General features: G+C 56.0%; 15 protein-coding genes and 1 other annotated feature. Of the genes, 5 read left to right on the forward strand and 10 right to left on the reverse strand.

Features of this window, described 5'->3' with window-relative positions; all coding sequences use genetic code 11:
* Nucleotides 1–3: 3 nt before the first annotated feature.
* From thrB to ACL2XP_RS21935, 4 genes are all read right to left on the reverse strand, one after another.
* Nucleotides 4–933 carry a homoserine kinase gene (gene thrB, locus ACL2XP_RS21920; protein WP_413735337.1) on the reverse strand — a complete coding sequence of 310 codons (930 nt, stop codon included), beginning with the start codon at nt 931–933 and terminating at the stop codon, nt 4–6.
* A 1-nt stretch (nt 934) separates the two neighbouring features.
* Complete coding sequence (thrA, locus tag ACL2XP_RS21925) at nt 935–3,394, reverse strand: bifunctional aspartate kinase/homoserine dehydrogenase I (protein WP_413735338.1); 2,460 nt, start codon at nt 3,392–3,394, stop codon at nt 935–937.
* 25 nt (nt 3,395–3,419) lie between these two features.
* Nucleotides 3,420–3,537 (reverse strand) — a sequence feature (Thr leader region).
* Complete coding sequence (gene thrL / locus ACL2XP_RS21930) at nt 3,476–3,544, reverse strand: thr operon leader peptide (RefSeq protein WP_413739254.1); 69 nt, start codon at nt 3,542–3,544, stop codon at nt 3,476–3,478. It overlaps the preceding feature by 62 nt.
* Nucleotides 3,545–3,733: 189 nt before the next feature.
* Nucleotides 3,734–4,438 (reverse strand): tRNA/rRNA methyltransferase, encoded by a 705-nt coding sequence (locus tag ACL2XP_RS21935; protein WP_413735340.1) that lies wholly within the window; start codon nt 4,436–4,438, stop codon nt 3,734–3,736.
* Between the two features lie 456 nt (nt 4,439–4,894).
* Here ACL2XP_RS21935 and arcA point away from each other — a divergent pair, with 456 nt between their 5' ends.
* Entirely contained in the window at nt 4,895–5,611 is a 717-nt protein-coding gene (gene arcA, locus ACL2XP_RS21940) for a two-component system response regulator ArcA (RefSeq protein WP_413735341.1), read from the forward strand.
* Between the two features lie 98 nt (nt 5,612–5,709).
* Here arcA and creA read toward each other — a convergent pair whose 3' ends face one another.
* On the reverse strand, nt 5,710–6,192 hold the full coding sequence (gene creA, locus ACL2XP_RS21945; protein ID WP_413735343.1) for a protein CreA: 483 nt from the start codon (nt 6,190–6,192) through the stop codon (nt 5,710–5,712).
* A 208-nt stretch (nt 6,193–6,400) separates the two neighbouring features.
* On the opposite strand from creA, the gene robA reads away from it, so the two are divergent.
* On the forward strand, nt 6,401–7,270 hold the full coding sequence (robA, locus tag ACL2XP_RS21950) for an MDR efflux pump AcrAB transcriptional activator RobA (protein WP_413735345.1): 870 nt from the start codon (nt 6,401–6,403) through the stop codon (nt 7,268–7,270).
* On the opposite strand, the gene gpmB is transcribed toward robA, so the two are convergent.
* Nucleotides 7,267–7,914, reverse strand: a complete 648-nt coding sequence (gene gpmB / locus ACL2XP_RS21955; RefSeq protein ID WP_413735347.1) for a 2,3-diphosphoglycerate-dependent phosphoglycerate mutase GpmB — start codon at nt 7,912–7,914, stop codon at nt 7,267–7,269. The two genes, robA and gpmB, sit on opposite strands and share 4 nt — an antisense overlap.
* Before the next feature lie 50 nt (nt 7,915–7,964).
* Between gpmB and yjjX the strand changes: the two genes are divergently transcribed.
* Nucleotides 7,965–8,501: an inosine/xanthosine triphosphatase gene (yjjX, locus tag ACL2XP_RS21960; protein WP_413735348.1), complete on the forward strand. Its 537-nt coding sequence runs from the start codon at nt 7,965–7,967 to the stop codon at nt 8,499–8,501.
* On the opposite strand, the gene trpR is transcribed toward yjjX, so the two are convergent.
* Nucleotides 8,498–8,827, reverse strand: a complete 330-nt coding sequence (gene trpR, locus ACL2XP_RS21965) for a trp operon repressor (protein ID WP_413735349.1) — start codon at nt 8,825–8,827, stop codon at nt 8,498–8,500. The two genes, yjjX and trpR, sit on opposite strands and share 4 nt — an antisense overlap.
* A gap of 55 nt (nt 8,828–8,882) precedes the next feature.
* Nucleotides 8,883–10,823: a murein transglycosylase gene (gene sltY, locus ACL2XP_RS21970; protein WP_413735350.1), complete on the reverse strand. Its 1,941-nt coding sequence runs from the start codon at nt 10,821–10,823 to the stop codon at nt 8,883–8,885.
* Nucleotides 10,824–11,559: 736 nt separating this feature from the next.
* Between sltY and ACL2XP_RS21975 the strand changes: the two genes are divergently transcribed.
* Nucleotides 11,560–13,071, forward strand: a complete 1,512-nt coding sequence (locus tag ACL2XP_RS21975) for a hypothetical protein (protein WP_413735352.1) — start codon at nt 11,560–11,562, stop codon at nt 13,069–13,071.
* Nucleotides 13,072–13,397: 326 nt separating this feature from the next.
* Complete coding sequence (gene ettA, locus ACL2XP_RS21980) at nt 13,398–15,062, forward strand: energy-dependent translational throttle protein EttA (RefSeq protein ID WP_413735353.1); 1,665 nt, start codon at nt 13,398–13,400, stop codon at nt 15,060–15,062.
* An 87-nt stretch (nt 15,063–15,149) separates the two neighbouring features.
* Here the strand turns inward: ettA and nadR are convergent, their stop codons facing one another.
* Together nadR and radA are read right to left on the reverse strand one after the other, a co-directional pair.
* Nucleotides 15,150–16,379: a multifunctional transcriptional regulator/nicotinamide-nucleotide adenylyltransferase/ribosylnicotinamide kinase NadR gene (nadR, locus tag ACL2XP_RS21985; RefSeq protein WP_413735354.1), complete on the reverse strand. Its 1,230-nt coding sequence runs from the start codon at nt 16,377–16,379 to the stop codon at nt 15,150–15,152.
* Nucleotides 16,380–16,439: 60 nt separating this feature from the next.
* On the reverse strand, nt 16,440–17,828 hold the full coding sequence (gene radA, locus ACL2XP_RS21990; protein WP_413735355.1) for a DNA repair protein RadA: 1,389 nt from the start codon (nt 17,826–17,828) through the stop codon (nt 16,440–16,442).
* Between the last annotated feature and the right edge of the window lie 50 nt (nt 17,829–17,878).

A 17,878-nucleotide genomic window follows, 5' to 3' on the forward strand; every position in this document is an offset into this window, starting at 1 on the left:
ACGTTATCCCATCACTCGCGCGCCGGTAGTATCCAGGCGACAGATATGAACAAAACCTTCATCGTTTTGCAGGTAGTGCTGCGTTAGCCAGGCGGCCAGGCGCTGCGCGGTATCTTCCCGATCGCACACCGCAAACAGCGTTGGGCCGGAACCGGAAATGCCGCAGGCCAGGGCGCCGATATCGGCCGCGGCCCGGCGGGCCTCGATAAACCCCGGCAACAGCTTGGTGCGGTACGGCTCGGCAATCACATCTTTCATCAGTTTTGCCGCCAGCGCCGGCTGCTGGGTATGGCTGGCATGGATAAAGCCCGCCAGGAAACGCCCATGGCTGATACAATCCTGCCGGCGGTACTGGGCGGGCAAAATGGCCCGCGCCTCGGCGGTGGAGACTTTGATTCCCGGATAGGCCATGACCCACAGCCACTCGCTAAAGCCGGGCACCTGCTGGCTGATAATACTATTTTCTTCCAGCATCAGCTGGATGCCGCCAAGAAAGCAAGGCGCCACGTTATCGTAGTGGACACTGCCCGAAATACGCCCTTCCATCTCGCCCATCAGCCTGAGCATCTGGTTTTCATCCAATGGATAATCGCAATGGGCATTCATGGCCACCAGCGCGGCCACCACCGAACAGGCGCTGGAACCGAGGCCGGAACCGATAGGCATATTTTTCTCCAGCCGCATGGCCACCGGGATGGTTTTATCCACCGCCTGGCAAAAACGCTCCCAGCACTGGTAAACAATATTTTGCGCGGGGTCCGTCGGCAGCTTGCCGGCGAAACGGCCGTTTATGTCCAGACTGAATTGCGCCGCGGCCGTTACCGTGACGCAATCCCCCAATAGTGTTCCATCAACCGGCGAAACCGCCGCGCCCAGGACATCGAAACCGACGCTAACATTACCTATCGACGCAGGCGCATAGACCTTAACCATTTTAGACTCCCAACTTCCATGACAGCGTACGCAGAAGATCCGCGAATACGCCCGCGGCAGTCACATCATTACCCGCGCCGTAGCCGCGCAACACCAGCGGCAGCGGCTGATAATACCGCGTGTAAAAGGCCAGCGCATTCTCGCCGTCTTTTACTTTATAAAGCGGATCGTTGCCGTCCACCGCCGCGATTCTCACCTGGCATTTACCGGCCTCGATGCCGGCGACATAACGCAGCACCTGGCCCGCGTCGCGGGCCGCCGCCACCTTGGCCGCAAACGTATCGTCAATGGACGGCAAGCGCGCCAGGAACGATGCCACATCCCCCGCGGCATCAAAACCCGCGGGCAATACCGGCTCGACCGCGATATCGTCCAACTCCAGCTGATATCCAGCTTCACGCGCCAGAATCAACAACTTACGCGCAACGTCCATGCCTGACAAGTCATCGCGGGGATCGGGTTCCGTATAACCCAGCCCCTTCGCCGCCAGCGTGGCCGCCGACAGCGACATGCCTTCGTCCAGCTTGCCGAAAATAAACGACAGCGACCCGGAAAGAATACCGGAAAAGCGCAGCAGTTCATCGCCGGCGTTTAACAGATTCTGCAAATTTTCGATGACCGGCAATCCGGCGCCGACGTTGGTGTCATACAGGAACTTGCGGCGCGAACCGGCAGCGGCGCTGCGCATTTGCTGATAGTAATGCATCGACGCGGTATTGGCCTTTTTGTTGGGCGTCACCACGTGGAAGCCATCGCCCAGGAAATCCGCATACTGGTCGGCAATGGCCGAACTGCTGGTGCAATCCACGATCACCGGGTTAAGCAGGTGATACTCTTTCACCAGCCTGATCAGGCGGCCGAGATTAAACCCTTCCTTGGCCTGCGCCAGTTCCTGCTGCCAGGTTTCCAGCGAAATGCCGTGTACATTGGTCAATAACGCGCGGGAATTGGCAATGCCGCACACCCGTAAATCAATATGTTTATCTTTCAGCCAATGATGCTGGCGGCGGATTTGCTCCAGCAACGCCCCGCCGACCCCGCCGGCGCCGATAATAAACACCTCGATCACTTGATCGGTATTAAACAGCATCTGGTGCGCGACGCGAACCCCGGTGGTGGTGGCGTCGTTATCCACCACCACCGAGATCGACCGTTCGGACGATCCCTGGGCGATGGCGATAATATTGATATTGGCCCGGGCCAGCGCCGCGAACAGCTTGGCCGACAGACCGCGCTGGGTGCGCATGCCGTCGCCGACCACCGAGATGATCGCCAATGTGGTGATAATATCCAGCGGTTCGAGCAAGCCGTCTTTCAATTCCAGGTAGAATTCATCTTCCAGGGCTTTGCGGGCGCCGTTCAGCTCATGCTGCGGCACGCAAAAACTGATGCTGTACTCCGACGAGGACTGGGTAATCAACACTACCGAACTGCCGGCGCGCGACATGGCGGCGAACACGCGGGCCGCCATACCGATCATGCCCTTCATGCCGGGGCCGGAGACATTGATCATCGCCATATTATTTAAATGGGTGATGCCCTTGACCGGATTAGCTCCGTCGGGTTCGCTTTGGCCGATCAGCGTGCCGGGAGCCTGCGGATTTTCGGTATTTTTTATCAGGCAGGGGATCTGAAATTGGGCAATCGGGGCGATGGTGCGCGGATGCAGGACTTTGGCGCCGAAATAAGACAGCTCCATCGCCTCCTGGTAGGACATGGATTTCAGCAGCCGCGCGTCGGGCACTTGCCGGGGATCGCAGGTATAGACGCCGTCCACGTCGGTCCAGATCTCGCAGCAGTCGGCGCGCAGGCATGCGGCCAGCACCGCCGCGGAATAATCCGAGCCGTTGCGTCCCAGCACCACCAGCTCGCCCTTGTCATTGCCGGCGGTGAATCCCGCCATCAATATGATATGGTCCGGCGCGATGGCGGCATCATTGATCCGGCGGGTGGACTCGACGATATCCACGGTGGATTCCAGGTAATGGCCCTGCGCCAGCAGTTTTTCCACCGGATTGATTACCGTGACGGCAAAACCGCGGGCCACGAATACCGCTTCCATGATGGCGATGGAGAGTTTCTCGCCCCGGCAAATAATCGCGGCGTTGATGCTGTCGGGGCATTGTTTCAACAGGGTGATACCGTGCAGTAATTGCTTGAGCTGGGCGAATTCCTGATCCACCAGCTTGCGCAACCCCGCGTAATCGAATCCGGGCTGCGCCTGCGCCAGTCCTTGCAGCAACTCCGAGAAAATACGCTCCGCATCGTTCATGGTGGGCTGGATATCCTGCCCACCGAGGGTTTTCTCAATCATGGCAACCAAATGATTGGTGATTTTTGCGGGTGCGGAAAGCACCGTGGCTACCTGTCCCTGCCCCGTATTACTTTCAATGATATCGGCGACGCGCATAAAGCGTTCTGCATTGGCAACCGAGGTACCACCGAATTTCAGTACTCGCATTTTTTTCATCTCCTGGTTTTAAGCTTAAAAAAAAGCCCGCACTGTTTAGGTGCGGGCTTTTTTTTGTTTATCCTGTATGCGTCAGCCCGCACCGCTACTTGTGGTATCGGTGAAGGTAATAATAATGGTGGTCAGGCTGATGAAACGCATGTAGTAAATAATCTATATTATTTTTTAATGACTTACTGGTTAAAGCAATTATGGCCAAAAGTCAATGATATTTTGTTTTTGGCTGTTTTTCATACCGGTCGGAGCGCCCTATTTTCACTGGGAAAAAGTGATTAATACCCGATAAGTACGGGTGAAAAACTCATTTTGCCAGCATTTCACGCCGATAGGCTAAAATTTACCGCTATTATTTGCTGTCAGCGCTTTTTCGATATCCTGCACCAGGGTATGCAGCATGGCGGTGTCCCGCTGCGTGGCCAGACCCAGCCGCTGGTGCAGCCAATCGGTTAATTTTTGGTCGTCGCTGACGTTGATTTGCGCCAATAACCGATCAAAGCGCTGGCGCAGCGCATCCAGCTGGCCGGCGGATGCGGGCGGATGCGCCGGCGCCGATAGCTGATTGAGCGCCGCCAACTGGTAACAGTAAACCATCACCGCCTGCCCCAGGTTCAACGAAGGGTAAGTCCCCTGCATCGGCACGCCGGTAAGGATATCGGCCAGGGCCATTTCTTCATTGGTCAGACCGCTATCCTCCCGGCCAAATACCAGCGCCCCTTGCTTAATCCAGCGCTGTTTCTCCCGCAACTGCGGCAACAGCTGCTCCGCCGAGCAGTAATAGTGGAACCGGGCCCGGTGGCGGGCGGTGGTCGCCACCGTAAAATCCACATCCGCTAACGCCGCGGCTAACGTGGTAAAATGCGCGGCGCCGCTGAGGATTTCCGTGGCGCCATGGGCTACCCTGGCGGCGGCGGGGTCCAGATGCGCCTGGCTATCGACAATGCGCAGCGAGGCGAACCCCATGGTTTTCATGGCGCGGGCCGCGGCGCCGACATTTTCCGGCCGCGCCGGTGAGACAAGAATAATATGTAGCTGCATGGCGGTTCTCGGTTAACGCGACTAAGGGCACCAGATATATTAACATCAATTGGCCGGGTGTTTTACGGCGCGCGCCATAAGCTGAATCGTTCATAGATAGGGATCAAATGCTGTCAAATGCGCTGGTATATAAGGGTTTTTCCATTAATCACCCTCGCCATGGCAGTTAATTTGATATATGTCAGCAAAATGAAATTTTCTTGAGTGGCAAATTCGTTTCGCGCTGTTATAGTGTTGTTAATAAGGGTAAGCTATATGGCATTTGAGCTTAAGAAAAAGCGCCCCAGAATCAGGTTAGCGGTGCCATGGTTATCCGTAGTGAATCGCCTGGAGCACGTTTATGTACTTTAGCCTCATAGCATTGGGGATTTCACATCCGTTCCCAGGCAATGTTGCAGATAACCGCGGCTTTTGTACTTCCTCTTTCAATTTTGTTGGTAATTTTAGGTAGCAAACATGCAGACCCCGCACATTCTTATCGTTGAAGACGAGTCAGTTACCCGCAACACCCTCAAAAGCATTTTCGAAGCCGAGGGTTATATGGTTCATGAAGCCACCGACGGCGCAGAAATGCATCAGATTTTATCGGAAAACGACATCAACCTGGTCATAATGGATATCAACCTGCCGGGTAAAAACGGGTTACTGCTGGCCCGCGAATTACGTGAACACGCAAGCGTTGCGCTGATGTTTTTGACTGGCCGCGATAACGAAGTGGACAAAATACTCGGTCTGGAAATCGGCGCCGACGACTATATTACCAAGCCTTTTAATCCGCGCGAATTAACCATCCGCGCACGCAACTTGCTGTCCCGCACCATGAACCTCGGCGGCGGCAGTGAAGAACGCAAACTGGTGGAAAGCTATAAATTCAACGGCTGGGAGCTGGATATCAACAGCCGTTCATTGCTCAGCCCCACCGGCGATCATTACAAATTGCCGCGCAGCGAGTTTCGCGCCATGCTGCATTTCTGCGAAAATCCCGGCAAAATACAGTCGCGGGCGGAACTGCTGAAAAAAATGACCGGGCGCGAGCTCAAGGCGCACGACCGCACCGTCGACGTCACTATCCGCCGGATCCGCAAACATTTTGAATCCACTCCCGATACGCCGGAAATCATCGCCACCATTCATGGCGAAGGTTATCGTTTCTGCGGCGACCTGGAAGAGTAAAGCAGGCGCCAGGCCAGACTCACCCAGGCGAGCGTTTGCCATTGGGCCCAAGGCGGCGGTATTGATTGCCGCCCGGCGGTCCCAACGGCTGCTCTCCATCATTGACGCTGCGTGGTCCAGGGAATAATCGGTACCGCGCTCAGCGCATTTTTCGGCGACCCCTCAACGACCCGATCCGAATAAGACAGATAGATCAGCGCGTTGCGCTTTTCATCATAAAAACGCACCACCTGCAGCCGTTTGAATACCAGCGATGTCCGCTTTTGAAACACCACGCTCCCGGTTTGTTTGCCGTTCTTGATTTTATCCGTTAGCGTAATCGGCCCTACCTGTTGACACGAAATTGCCGCATCCGACGTATCTTCGGCCAGGCCAAGTCCGCCCTTGATGCCTCCGGTCTTTGCCCGGCTCAGGTAACAGGTGACATTTTGCACATCCGGATCGTCAAACGCTTCCACGACGATTTTATGATCGGGACCAAAGAGTTTGAACACCGTATCCACCGAACCGACCTCTTCGGACCGGGCGGCGCCGGAGGCCAGCAGGCACAGCGCCAGCGCGGAAAACACTATTTTTTTCATTAACATGGGCTTCTTTTTCAACTATAGGAATATTCGGTTGGCGATGGCCCCGGCGGTTCGCGATCGGGGGTCACTACCAATGATGAAATACTGCTATCATGGCAGGTATTAATAAGCTAATAAATCTTTGACGGTCTAACAGCAAAAATATTGCTATCATGCCTCAACTTTTACTTCATTGTGCCCAACCGCTTTTTGAGGATGATCTATGGATCAAGCCGGTATAATTCGTGATCTGTTAAGCTGGTTAGAAGGACATCTGGACCAGCCGTTATCCCTGGATAATGTCGCTGCAAAGGCAGGCTACTCTAAATGGCACTTGCAGCGGATGTTCAAAGAGGTAACAGGTCATGCCATCGGTGCGTATATCAGGGCCCGCAGGTTATCCAAAGCGGCCGTTGCATTACGTCTTACCAGCAGGCCGATCCTGGATATCGCCCTGCAATATCGTTTCGACTCGCAGCAAACTTTTACCCGCGCGTTTAAAAAACAGTTTATCCAGACCCCGGCATTATATCGCCGGTCGGAAGAGTGGGATTCCACCGGCATACGCCCGCCGATCCGGTTGGAGAAATGGAGTATGCCGCAGCCGGAATTTATCAAGCTGCCGGCGCTCCGCCTGGTGGGCATGACCCAAAGCTACTCTTGCACCCTGGAGCAAATCAGCACGTTTCGCAGCGAGTTGCGCATCCAGTTCTGGCGGCACTACCTGGGCGAAGCGAAAACCATTCCGCCGGTGCTTTACGGTTTGAACGATTCCCGGCCCAGCCAGGAAAAGGATGACGAGCAGGAAATTCTTTATACGACCGCCATCGAACCCCAGGACGTACCCGAGAACGTACACAACGGCCAGCCTATCGAACTGGCGGGGGGAGATTACGCGCAGTTTATCTATGACGGACCGTCCGACGGGTTGCAAAACTTTATTTTGTCGCTGTACGGTACCTGCCTGCCTACGCTAAAACTGACCCGCCGCCAGGGACACGATATCGAGCGTTTTTATCCGCAGGAAAAGGCGCCCGACGCGCCGGAGCCCCATAGTATTCGCTGCGAGTATCTGATACCGGTTCGGCGTTAACGCTGGATTTCATCCAGAGCGGGCATATCCAGATGCGAGATATCGCCCGCGGTTTCCACTACCCAGCCCGGCGCCAGCCATGGGCTTTGCTGAAAATCCATTCGCGACAACGAGCAGTTGCGCAACCGCAAACGGCGCTCGGCGTAGGGCGGCAGGCCCAGGACGGTACTAATCAAACAACCCAAGGCCATGCCGTGGCTGACCAGCAGGGGGACGCTGCCGACCGGTAATTCCCGGCAGTCGTTCAGGGCCGCCAGCATCCGCTCGGACAGTTCGGTCATCGATTCGCCGTCTGGAATGCGCCCGCCCGCGGTGCCGTCCACCAGTTGCTTGCGCCAGCCCTCTTCTTCCTCGGTCAAGGTGTCGATATCGCGCATTTCCAATATCCCCATATCAAGTTCGCGCAGCCGCGGGTCGGCGATGACCTCGCAGCGGCAAGCCCGGGCGATAATATCGGCGGTATGGCGTGTACGGCCTAGGTCGCTGCTGATAATATGGGTGATTCCCATTGATTTGACGCGTTCAGCGACTTGCTGTGCCTGGCGTTGCCCCTTGGCGGTTAACGCACTGTCGGACTGCCCTTGAATACGGCGCAAGGCATTCCATTCTGTTTCGCCATGGCGAACAAGATAGACCTGTAACATGGTTTTTTTCCGTTATACTGCGTGAAAATGACTGGAGTGATAAAAACAATATGTATTATGTCGTTGCTGCTACCACCAACCCGGCTAAAATCGATGCTATTACCCTGGCGTTTAACGATACCTACGGGCACGACAGCTGCCGTGTCGAAGGAATAGACGTCGACAGCGGCGTGCCGTCGCAACCGATGGGTAATGTCGAAACCCGCAGCGGCGCGCGCAACCGGGTTATGGCCGCGCGTCAGGTTTGTCCCGAGGCGGATTTCTGGGTCGGCGTGGAGGCGGGAATCGAAGATAATATGACCTTTGCCTGGATGGTTATCGAAAATACTCATTTGCGCGGCGAATCACGCTCTGCCAGTTTAATATTACCAGAAAGTATATTACAGGGAATCATTGAAGGTAGGGAATTAGGGCAGGAAATGGCTCGATTAACCGGAATAATGGATATTAAACGCCGGGGCGGGGCCATAGGGGTGTTCACCGCCGGCAGGCTCACCCGCAGCAGCGTCTATCACCAGGCATTGTTATTGGCCCTGGTGCCCTTTAACAACGCCATCTACCAGACCGCCCGCGGCCACGCCAATTAATCCGGCAACCGGGATAAATTCCGTTCCAGCCAGGCCTTGAGTTCCGGCGGGGCGGCCTTGAGGCTGTTGGACCCACGGGTAATGGTCGCAATGCCCGTGCCGAGCGTGTTTTTCAGCTCGCGCTGGCTCACCTCGCCGCCCAGCAAGGCCCGGATGATGCGGATGCGGGTGCCTATCGCTTCCCGCTCATCGGCGGTGAGCATTAATTGCAATAAGGGCACGTGCAGCCCGTCGGTAAAGGCTTGCCCCAATAGCGCGGCAAAGTGCCGCCACTCTTGCTCGGACCGTTCTGACCCGCCGGTGTCCGGGGTGATATCGTCATTCATGATAGATCGCCATACCTATTGACTAGTACAGCAGTCTATCCTATTTTCCGCTATTTCAGTAGCTCCGTTGCCACTCGGCATCGGTCAGCACTTTCGCCGGCTGGCGCAGGAAATAGCGGTAAAATACGTCATAGGCCAGCACATTCTTCACGTAGCCGCGCGTTTCCGAAAACGGGATGCTTTCAATAAAAGCCACCGCGTCGATGCGCCCCGCGCTATTGCCAAGCCAAGTGGTAACGCGCCCCGGTCCGGCGTTATAGGCTACGCTGGATAAAATCCGGTTGCGGCCAAACATCTGGTAAACATATTCCAGATAGGCGGTGCCCAAATCGATATTGGTTTGCGGGTCAAGGAGCTGGCCGGTGTTCATATAGCTGCTGATATTGAACATTTCGGCGGTATGTTTTGCCGTGGCCGGCATCAATTGCATCAGTCCCGCGGCGCCCACCGGCGACTGCGCTTTGGGATTCCAGGCGCTCTCCTGGCGGGCGATCGCCATGGCATAACTTTGGCTTATCCCTTTATCCTCGGTGGCGCGGCGAAATTCATTGTGCCAGGCTAGGGGGAAACGCTCTTCCAGATGATCCCATAACTTGCCGCTAATGGTCGCCTGTACGCTCATATCCGGCCACTGCTGCTCAAAAGCGTAACGCGCCAGGCCCTCTTGCTGCGGCCGGCCGAGACTGGCGATCAGCGCGCTCCATTCGCTGCGGGCCAGATTATCCATATTCCAATACATCAACTCCCGCACCCGGGCTATCTCCGGCCGCTTGATAAGATCCGGCGTCGGCTCCACGGCGCGCGCCACGTTAATCACATAATTGACGTTCAGCTTTTGCGCCGCTACCATCGGATAAAATCCCCGGTCCTGCATAAGAGTGCGCAGGATCGCCTCGCCTTCGCTCTTGCGGCCCCGATCGATTAGCAGCGCCGCACGCCAATAGCGCCACTCTTCCTTCTGGCTGGCGTCCTCCGGCAGGCGGTCCAGCCAGGCGATCACCCCCTGCTTGTCCCCCTGCCCCAGCGACATGCGGATGCGTCGCTCCAGCAACGAGGTGGAATGGCCGCGCAAAATCACGTTATCGCGCCATGCCGCTTGTTCGGCGGTGGCATCGGTGCCCATTAAACGCCAGGCCACGCTCTCTTCCAGATCCAGCCGTTCGCTGTCGTTCATTTTTTGCAAACGCACCAGGGTCGGCAGCATGGCGCGGGCGTTTTCAACGTCATCGCGCGCCAGCCGCGCAAAAGAAATAATGGTCGCCTGGCGGGTCAAATCGGTCGGGCCCACGCTGCGGGCAAAGCCCTCAAGGGTGGCCGGATTATCCTGCAAAGCCGCCAGCGCGCTGCCCATGGTCTGATATTCGATGGGCAGCTGCTTGGACAACGTGTTAACCAGAGAGGTATTGCCCTCCTTCATCGCCAGGCGCATCCGTTCGAGAATGGCCAGCGGTCCGCGCTGCCCGGCTTCGGCCCAGACGCCGAACAGTTTATTGCAACTTTCGGGCAGCGAGTGCCCATTGAGCCAGATTTCCTTGGCGCCGTCCCAGGCCGCCTGCTGTTGCCCCGTGGCCCATTTGGCATAATAAAAATTACAGCGCGCGGACACCGGTTTCGGCGGCTGCGGGCTGAAAACCAGCAGGCTTTGCCAGTCCTGGCGCTGGGCCAGTTCATTGACATAGCGTGATGCCAGGGAGCGCGCCGGCGGCAGCGTGGGATTGGCGTCGATAAAGGCCCTGATCTGCTCCATACCCGCCTGGGAGAGATCTTGCGATAATGCCCGGTATTGCAGATAAGGATAAAGAGGGTAATCGGTCAGGGTCGGCATCAGCTGCGCCACCACATCCATTTGGTTGCTGTCCCAGGCCAATTTCACCTGCTGGTAGCGTTGGCGCTGCGCGTCGATTGAATCCGCGCGCGCAAAACCGCTCACGGCGATCAGACCCAGCCCCAGATATAGCGCCGCGCCCACGTTTTGCCATTTGTCCACCTTGACCATATCCACTCTATCCTCAGCGTAATCTCTTGATTGTCCGCCCCATAACGGGCTTATGACCAATCCGGCCGCAGCCTTATGGTAGCGGGGTGCTGTCACCATGCTAGCTAAGCCGCCCGGTCTATGCCAGCGGCAGGTGCAACTATCGTCTTTATTTTCGTCGTTAACCATTTTTTAGCACTAAGCGTCCAATACCGCGCAACCGCAGCGGCAATAACGGCCATAGCCATGGCGCCGACCAACATCCGGCGCGCGCTGGATCACAATGTTGATTTTTATACCCCGATCGCCGTTTAATCCGCTATACCGTTTTCAGGTACTGCGCTACCCTAATCTGCTAGAACCGCACAATACCCTCCCTGCCGTGGCCTTACGCATTAAGGCCAGGCGGAACAGCGGCAAAAAACCAACGTTACGTTAACGAGTATCTGGAAATGCCGATCGCGTTCGTTAAAAATGGTGATGTCAGTCATGGGAAAGAGAGCCATGCTCCTTTCTATCGATCTATGGTAAACGCCATACTATTTTACGGCATTGGCGCAACATCAACTACATCCGCTCTTAAAACCAGCATGTTTCATGTCCATGTCAAGCCTTTGCCGTAAGGTGAATTAAATTGAAAGTAAAAAATAATCTATTATTTATTTTTTTTAGCCTCCTGATTTTTTCTATACTGTTTTTAACCCTGTCAACTAACGGCATGTGGACCGGACATGATTGGGTTGCTCATTTCCAGCGGATGATTTCATTAAATAACGAACTGGCGAATAACCAATACCCGCCCCTGTTCGATTATTGGTCAAAAGGGCAGTTTGGGTATTCCTGGCAACTTTTTTACCCACCGCTGACATCGCTATTATTTTTAATCGCCAGCGCGCTCACTTTCAACAGTCCCGATATTATCATTCAAATGAAAACCGTGTTTTTCATTATTATGGTGATTGCGTTCGCCGCCAGCTTCTATGCCGCCAGGCGCGAGCATAATTCAGTCCCTGCCGGTTACCTGTGCGCGTTCCTTTTTATCAGCTCCGGCTATTTTTTAACCGACATTTATATCAGATTCGCCCTGGGCGAATGCCTGGCCATGGCCGTTATGCCATTATTTCTGCGCGGATGCAGTTCGCTTATCAGCGATCGGGAAGACCGATGGCTGATCCCTTTTTCCGCGCTGATGATCTTTTTATCCAATATTCCGAGCCTTATTGTCACCGCGATATTTTTTATCTTATTTTTTATCATTAACTTTAAGGCATTGCTTAGCAAAGATAATGTGCGTTTCTTTATTATCTCCGCGCTGTTTGTTCTCTCGCTCAGCGCGTTCTACTGGGTGCCGCTGTTATACCATATGCACTACTCGGATATATTCGCCACCAGCGGAAAACTGCTTAAGTACGAAGACCTGCTAAAATTCAGCAGCGGCTTAATCGAAACGCTGTTGTCGCTGCCTTCGACTTACGGGGTGTCCAACCCGGGCATGTTCCTGTCCGTTGGCGTAATACAATTGATCTTAGCGCTGTTTTATCTCAAATACGGCCGTTCCCCGTACGCCAAGAAAATGATCATCGTGGCGCTGGTTTTTATCTTTGCCACCACCCATTTTATTCCCTGGAATTTAATACCGGACAGCGTGCCCATTTTAAAATTGATGCAATTCCCCTGGCGGCTGCTGTCCTGCGCCACGGCGATTGTGGCCCTGTATACGTCCGGCATGCTGGCCGACCAACTGCCGCGCAAGCGCGCGCTGGTATTCGCCGTGGTATTGTTAAGTATCGCCGGTATGTACCTGCCGGTAAAAAAAGCGGTTACCCACCGTTTTCTGCAGTTGGATACCAGCTCGTTATATGATGACTATCTTAATAACAGTAATATCCGGCCGGTGAATTTCCGCCACCTGGAAAAGAATGACTTCGCCTTTTTCGTTAATAAACAGGCCCCCATCGTCAGCACCCGCTTCGTCAACGGGTATCCTGAGTTGCAGATCCGGGCCGATGGCGAACAGGTGGCGACGCTGCCCTATATTATGTATTCCGGTTATTACCTGCTGGTGGATGGCAAACCCACCGACACCGTCCGGCTGGACAACGGCCTGGTCGGCGTCAGGCTGGGCGCGGGCGAACATACCGTCAGGCTGGCCTATCGCCGGTCCATCGTGATTATTCCGGGACTGGTAAGCCTGCTTTCCCTGGGCGTTACGGCGTTTTTCTTCTCCCGCCGCCGCCGTCCCCAAGCCAGCGCCGTGCTGGCGGAATGAAAACCGCCCCCCGGCGTTGACATCGGCGCCGGGCATGTGGCCCAATTGCTCCTATCAGCAGCCCCGCGCGCCGCACGGCGTTTACAAACGCCGGTATGGTGCGGCCCGGAGGAAGGGGCTAATATCGTGCCAGGCCAACCGCCGGCGGGATTGGTGGGATTGCCCGTTGAAACCGGCTAAAATAGTCTTGCGCACAGCCTTGCGCTTAGCCATGCACTACCCGCACTGCTAACCGAATATGGCGAAAATGCCCCATAGATGTCCCTTAGACGCGCCATACCGGCACGGGACATACACGACACCCAATACAAGAGGCTTATAGCAACGTGGCTCAATACGTCTATACCATGCATCGCGTCGGCAAAATCGTTCCGCCGAAACGCCATATTTTAAAAGATATTTCACTTAGTTTCTTCCCCGGCGCCAAGATCGGCGTGCTGGGCCTCAACGGCGCCGGTAAATCCACCCTGCTGCGCATCATGGCGGGCATCGATACCGAAATCGAAGGCGAGGCGCGGCCGCAGGCCGGCATCAAAATCGGCTATCTGTCGCAGGAACCGCAGCTGGACTTGCAACAAACCGTACGGGAAGCCATTGAAGAAGCGGTGGGCGACGTCAAGCAAGCCCTGACCCGCCTGGATGCGGTATATGCCGCCTACGCGGAGCCGGACGCGGATTTCGACAAACTGGCCAAAGAGCAGGGGGAACTGGAAGCCATTATCCAGGCTCACGACGGGCACAACCTGGACAACCAGCTCGAACGCGCGGCAGACGCGCTGCGCCTGCCGCCGTGGGATGCCAAAATCGCCACCCTGTCCGGCGGGGAACGGCGCCGCGTGGCGATTTGCCGCCTGCTGCTGGAAAAACCGGACATGCTGCTGCTTGACGAACCGACCAACCATCTGGATGCGGAATCGGTCGCCTGGCTGGAACGGTTCCTATTGGATTACGAAGGCACCGTGGTCGCCATTACCCATGACCGCTACTTCCTCGACAACGTCGCCGGCTGGATACTGGAACTGGACCGCGGCGAAGGCATTCCCTGGGAAGGCAACTACTCCTCCTGGCTGGAGCAGAAAGATCAGCGCCTGGCGCAGGAAGCTTCGTCAGAAACGGCCCGGCGCAAATCCATCGAGAAAGAACTGGAATGGGTACGGCAAAATCCCAAAGGCCGCCAATCAAAAGGCAAAGCCCGCCTCGCCCGTTTTGAAGAACTTAATAATGTGGAATACCAGAAGCGCAATGAAACCAGCGAACTGTTTATTCCGCCGGGACCACGCTTGGGCGACAAAGTCCTGGAAGTGGAAAACCTCAGCAAATCCTATGGCGATCGCCTGCTGATCGACAAACTGTCCTTCTCCATCCCCAAAGGGGCGATTGTCGGCATTATCGGCCCCAACGGCGCCGGTAAGTCCACCCTGTTCCGCATCCTGTCAGGCAAAGAACAGCCGGACAGCGGCAGCGTCACCCTGGGCGATACCGTACAGCTGGCCTCGGTGGATCAATTCCGCGACAGCATGGACAACAGCAAGACCGTATGGGAAGAAGTCTCGGGCGGGCAGGACATCATGCGCATCGGCAACTTTGAAATGCCCAGCCGCGCCTATGTGGGCCGGTTCAATTTCAAGGGCGTGGACCAGGGCAAACGCGTTGGGGAACTGTCCGGCGGCGAACGCGGCCGGCTCCATCTGGCCAAGCTATTGCAGGTAGGCGGCAATATGCTGCTGCTCGATGAACCGACCAACGACCTGGACGTGGAAACCCTGCGCGCGCTGGAAAACGCCCTGCTGGAATTCCCGGGCTGCGCCATGGTCATCTCCCATGACCGCTGGTTCCTCGACCGCATCGCCACCCATATCATCGACTACCAGGATGAAGGCAAAATCGAATTCTTCGAAGGCAACTTCACCGAATACGAAGAATGGAAAAAACGCACCCTGGGAGCGGAAGCGCTGCAACCCCATCGCATCAAATACAAAAAAATGTCCTGAAGCCACCGAGCTGCGGAGCGTCCCCTGGGGCGCTCCGCCCGCCATCACCGCTCACCGCGGGCCATGCCAAAAGGGGACAAACCTACGCTACCGCTGCCCCAGCAAATTCCCCACCAACTCGACGCATTGCAGAAAACGCCGATCGTAATCGGGCACATCAATCCGCACAAAAGGAATATGATTGCTATCGAGCAAATCCTCCAGCATCTGCTGGAAACCGTCGCGATCCGCCGGATTGCCCAAACTGCGCAACCCGTCCGCCACCCACGGCGTATTATTCTTCAATAAAATAACCAAATCAAAGCGATACTCATCGATCATGGCCTGCACGAAAGGGTGTTCCCGGCCGTGGTAGCGTTTGCAAAACGCCTGGCTGGTCACAAAATCAGTATCGATAAAAGCCACTTTATTGGCATATTTTACCGCAAAATCAATATACTGCGCCTGCCCCAGCGCTATCTTGTCATAATCCGAATACTGCAGCGCCATTTCGTCGCCGCCCAAATGGGAGAACACATATTCCCGCCCGTATTCCCAGGCGCTGGTGGTATTAAAAATATTCGCCAGCTTATTGACCATGGTGGACTTGCCGCTGGATTCCCCGCCGATAAGCGCCACGGTACGCACGAAAAACGGCTTAACCTCGGTGGGAATATATTCCCAATAACGAAACGGGTCCTGGCGGATCTGCTCGCCGCTGATGGACATAAATGACCGATTGGGATCAATCAAAACGGTTTCAATGCCCAAATGCTCGCGATAGCTCGCGGCATCCTGCGTTTCGCTGGTGTAAATAAACCCCGGCTCTATCCCTTTCTCATTCATGAAAGACTGAATGCCGCGGCTCCAGACATCCCAACCGTGGGGATAAGGTTCCATGCCCTGCTCGTTAAAGGAATGGATATGGATATTCTTCTGGTATTTAAAGGTTTGCAGCAGCCAGCGCAGCCGGTCGCTCACCGTCGGCTGCTGCGACATGGCGCTGTTCTCAAACAGCTGGCGATCGCGCGGTTCGTCGTAGCCGAGGATAACGTGCAGCTCATCCACCTGGCTGCAGGCGCGCTGGATAAGATAGATATGCCCGGTATGCAACGGATAGAATTTACCGAAAATCACGCCGACTTTCTTTTGCCGCCGTGGAAACTCCAGGCCGAGAAAGCGGTGGATAGCCTCCAGCTTCTGCGCGCTGGGGCTCTTGATTTTAGCGTTAAGCAACTGGCTGAGATAACCCTTGGTCATACCGCAAGCCTCAGCGACCTGCTGTAACGTACATCCTTGTTGTTTTATCGCACTCTTCAAATAATTGAATGACGACATTGGCTTACCTCTGCTGGCTTAATCAATAACATGGCATAACGTGCCGGCCACTACCCCCGGTTATTCCAGCTCGGCCAGAATATCCAGCGCATCCGCCAGCTTTTTCACGCCGAAGATCTGCATATTGTCCTGGGCTTTTTTCGGCACGTTGGCAAACGGCACTATGGCGCGGCGAAAGCCATGCTTGGCGGCTTCGGCAATCCGCTCCTGGCCGCTGGGCACCGGGCGGATCTCGCCGGCCAGCCCCACTTCGCCGAACACCACCAGATCCCGGGGCAGCGGACGATCGCGCAGGCTCGACACCATGGCCAGCATTAGCGCCAGATCGGCGCTGGTCTCGGTCACCTTGACCCCGCCCACCACGTTGACGAAGACATCCTGGTCAGCCATTTGCAGGCCGCCGTGGCGGTGCAGCACCGCCAGCAGGATGGCCAGCCGGTTTTGCTCCAGGCCCACCGCGACCCGCCGGGGGTTGGCCAGCATCGAATGGTCCACCAGCGCCTGGATTTCAACCAGTAGGGGACGTGTTCCCTCCCATACCACCATGACGCTGCTGCCGGGGGTCATCTCCTCGCCCCGGCTAAGAAATATCGCCGAAGGATTGCTGACTTCCCGCAAACCCTGTTCGGTCATGGCGAACACCCCCAGCTCATTCACCGCGCCGAAGCGGTTTTTATGGCTGCGCAGGGTGCGGAAACGGGAATCCGCATCGCCATCGAGCATGATTGAACAGTCGATGCAGTGTTCCAGTACCTTGGGGCCGGCCAAAGAGCCGTCCTTGGTGACGTGGCCGACCATTAATATCGCCACGCCCTGGGTTTTGGCGAAGCGCGTCAGGTAAGCGGCGGTTTCACGCACCTGCGCCACGCTGCCGGGCGAAGACTGGATATCCGCCATATGCATCACCTGGATGGAATCAATTACCATCAGGCGCGGTTTTTCCTGGGACGCAATCAGGCAAATTTGCTCGATGCTGGTTTCCGACAGCATATTCAGGCCGCCGGTGGGCAACGCCAGCCGGTGGGCGCGCATGGCCACCTGCTGCAATGACTCCTCCCCGGTGACATAGAGGGTATTCATTTGCTCGGACAGCTTGCACAGCGTTTGCAGCAGCAGGGTGCTTTTGCCGGCGCCGGGACTGCCGCCAATCAAAATGGCGCTGCCCGGCACGACGCCGCCGCCCAGTACGCGGTCGAACTCTTTAAAACCGGTGGAAAAACGCGGCAGCTCTTCGGGGCTGATATCCGCTAATTTGCGCACCCGGCTGACGCCGGCCTCGCCTGAGTAGCCGCTAAAACGATCGTTGCGGGCCGCCGCGGGCGACGACGACGCCACGCGCACTTCGGTAATGGTATTCCAAGCCTCGCAGGCGCTGCACTGCCCCTGCCAGCGGGGATACTCCGCGCCACATTCATTACAGACAAACGCCCGTTTCGCCGCTTTAGCCACATACACCTCGGAAATTAATCGCGCTGCTGAATTACCATTGCCTGCGCCGC

Source organism: Sodalis sp. RH21 (assembly GCF_047324175.1).
Lineage (GTDB): Bacteria > Pseudomonadota > Gammaproteobacteria > Enterobacterales > Enterobacteriaceae > Acerihabitans.

Coding starts and splice junctions, on each gene's coding strand:
- thrB (WP_413735337.1), bottom strand. CDS start 933: ATGGTTAAGGTCTATGCGCCTGCGTCGATAGGTAATGTTAGCGTCGGT.
- thrA (WP_413735338.1), bottom strand. CDS start 3,394: ATGCGAGTACTGAAATTCGGTGGTACCTCGGTTGCCAATGCAGAACGC.
- ACL2XP_RS21935 (WP_413735340.1), bottom strand. CDS start 4,438: ATGCAGCTACATATTATTCTTGTCTCACCGGCGCGGCCGGAAAATGTC.
- arcA (WP_413735341.1), top strand. CDS start 4,895: ATGCAGACCCCGCACATTCTTATCGTTGAAGACGAGTCAGTTACCCGC.
- creA (WP_413735343.1), bottom strand. CDS start 6,192: ATGAAAAAAATAGTGTTTTCCGCGCTGGCGCTGTGCCTGCTGGCCTCC.
- robA (WP_413735345.1), top strand. CDS start 6,401: ATGGATCAAGCCGGTATAATTCGTGATCTGTTAAGCTGGTTAGAAGGA.
- gpmB (WP_413735347.1), bottom strand. CDS start 7,914: ATGTTACAGGTCTATCTTGTTCGCCATGGCGAAACAGAATGGAATGCC.
- yjjX (WP_413735348.1), top strand. CDS start 7,965: ATGTATTATGTCGTTGCTGCTACCACCAACCCGGCTAAAATCGATGCT.
- trpR (WP_413735349.1), bottom strand. CDS start 8,827: ATGAATGACGATATCACCCCGGACACCGGCGGGTCAGAACGGTCCGAG.
- sltY (WP_413735350.1), bottom strand. CDS start 10,823: ATGGTCAAGGTGGACAAATGGCAAAACGTGGGCGCGGCGCTATATCTG.
- ACL2XP_RS21975 (WP_413735352.1), top strand. CDS start 11,560: ATGATTTCATTAAATAACGAACTGGCGAATAACCAATACCCGCCCCTG.
- nadR (WP_413735354.1), bottom strand. CDS start 16,379: ATGTCGTCATTCAATTATTTGAAGAGTGCGATAAAACAACAAGGATGT.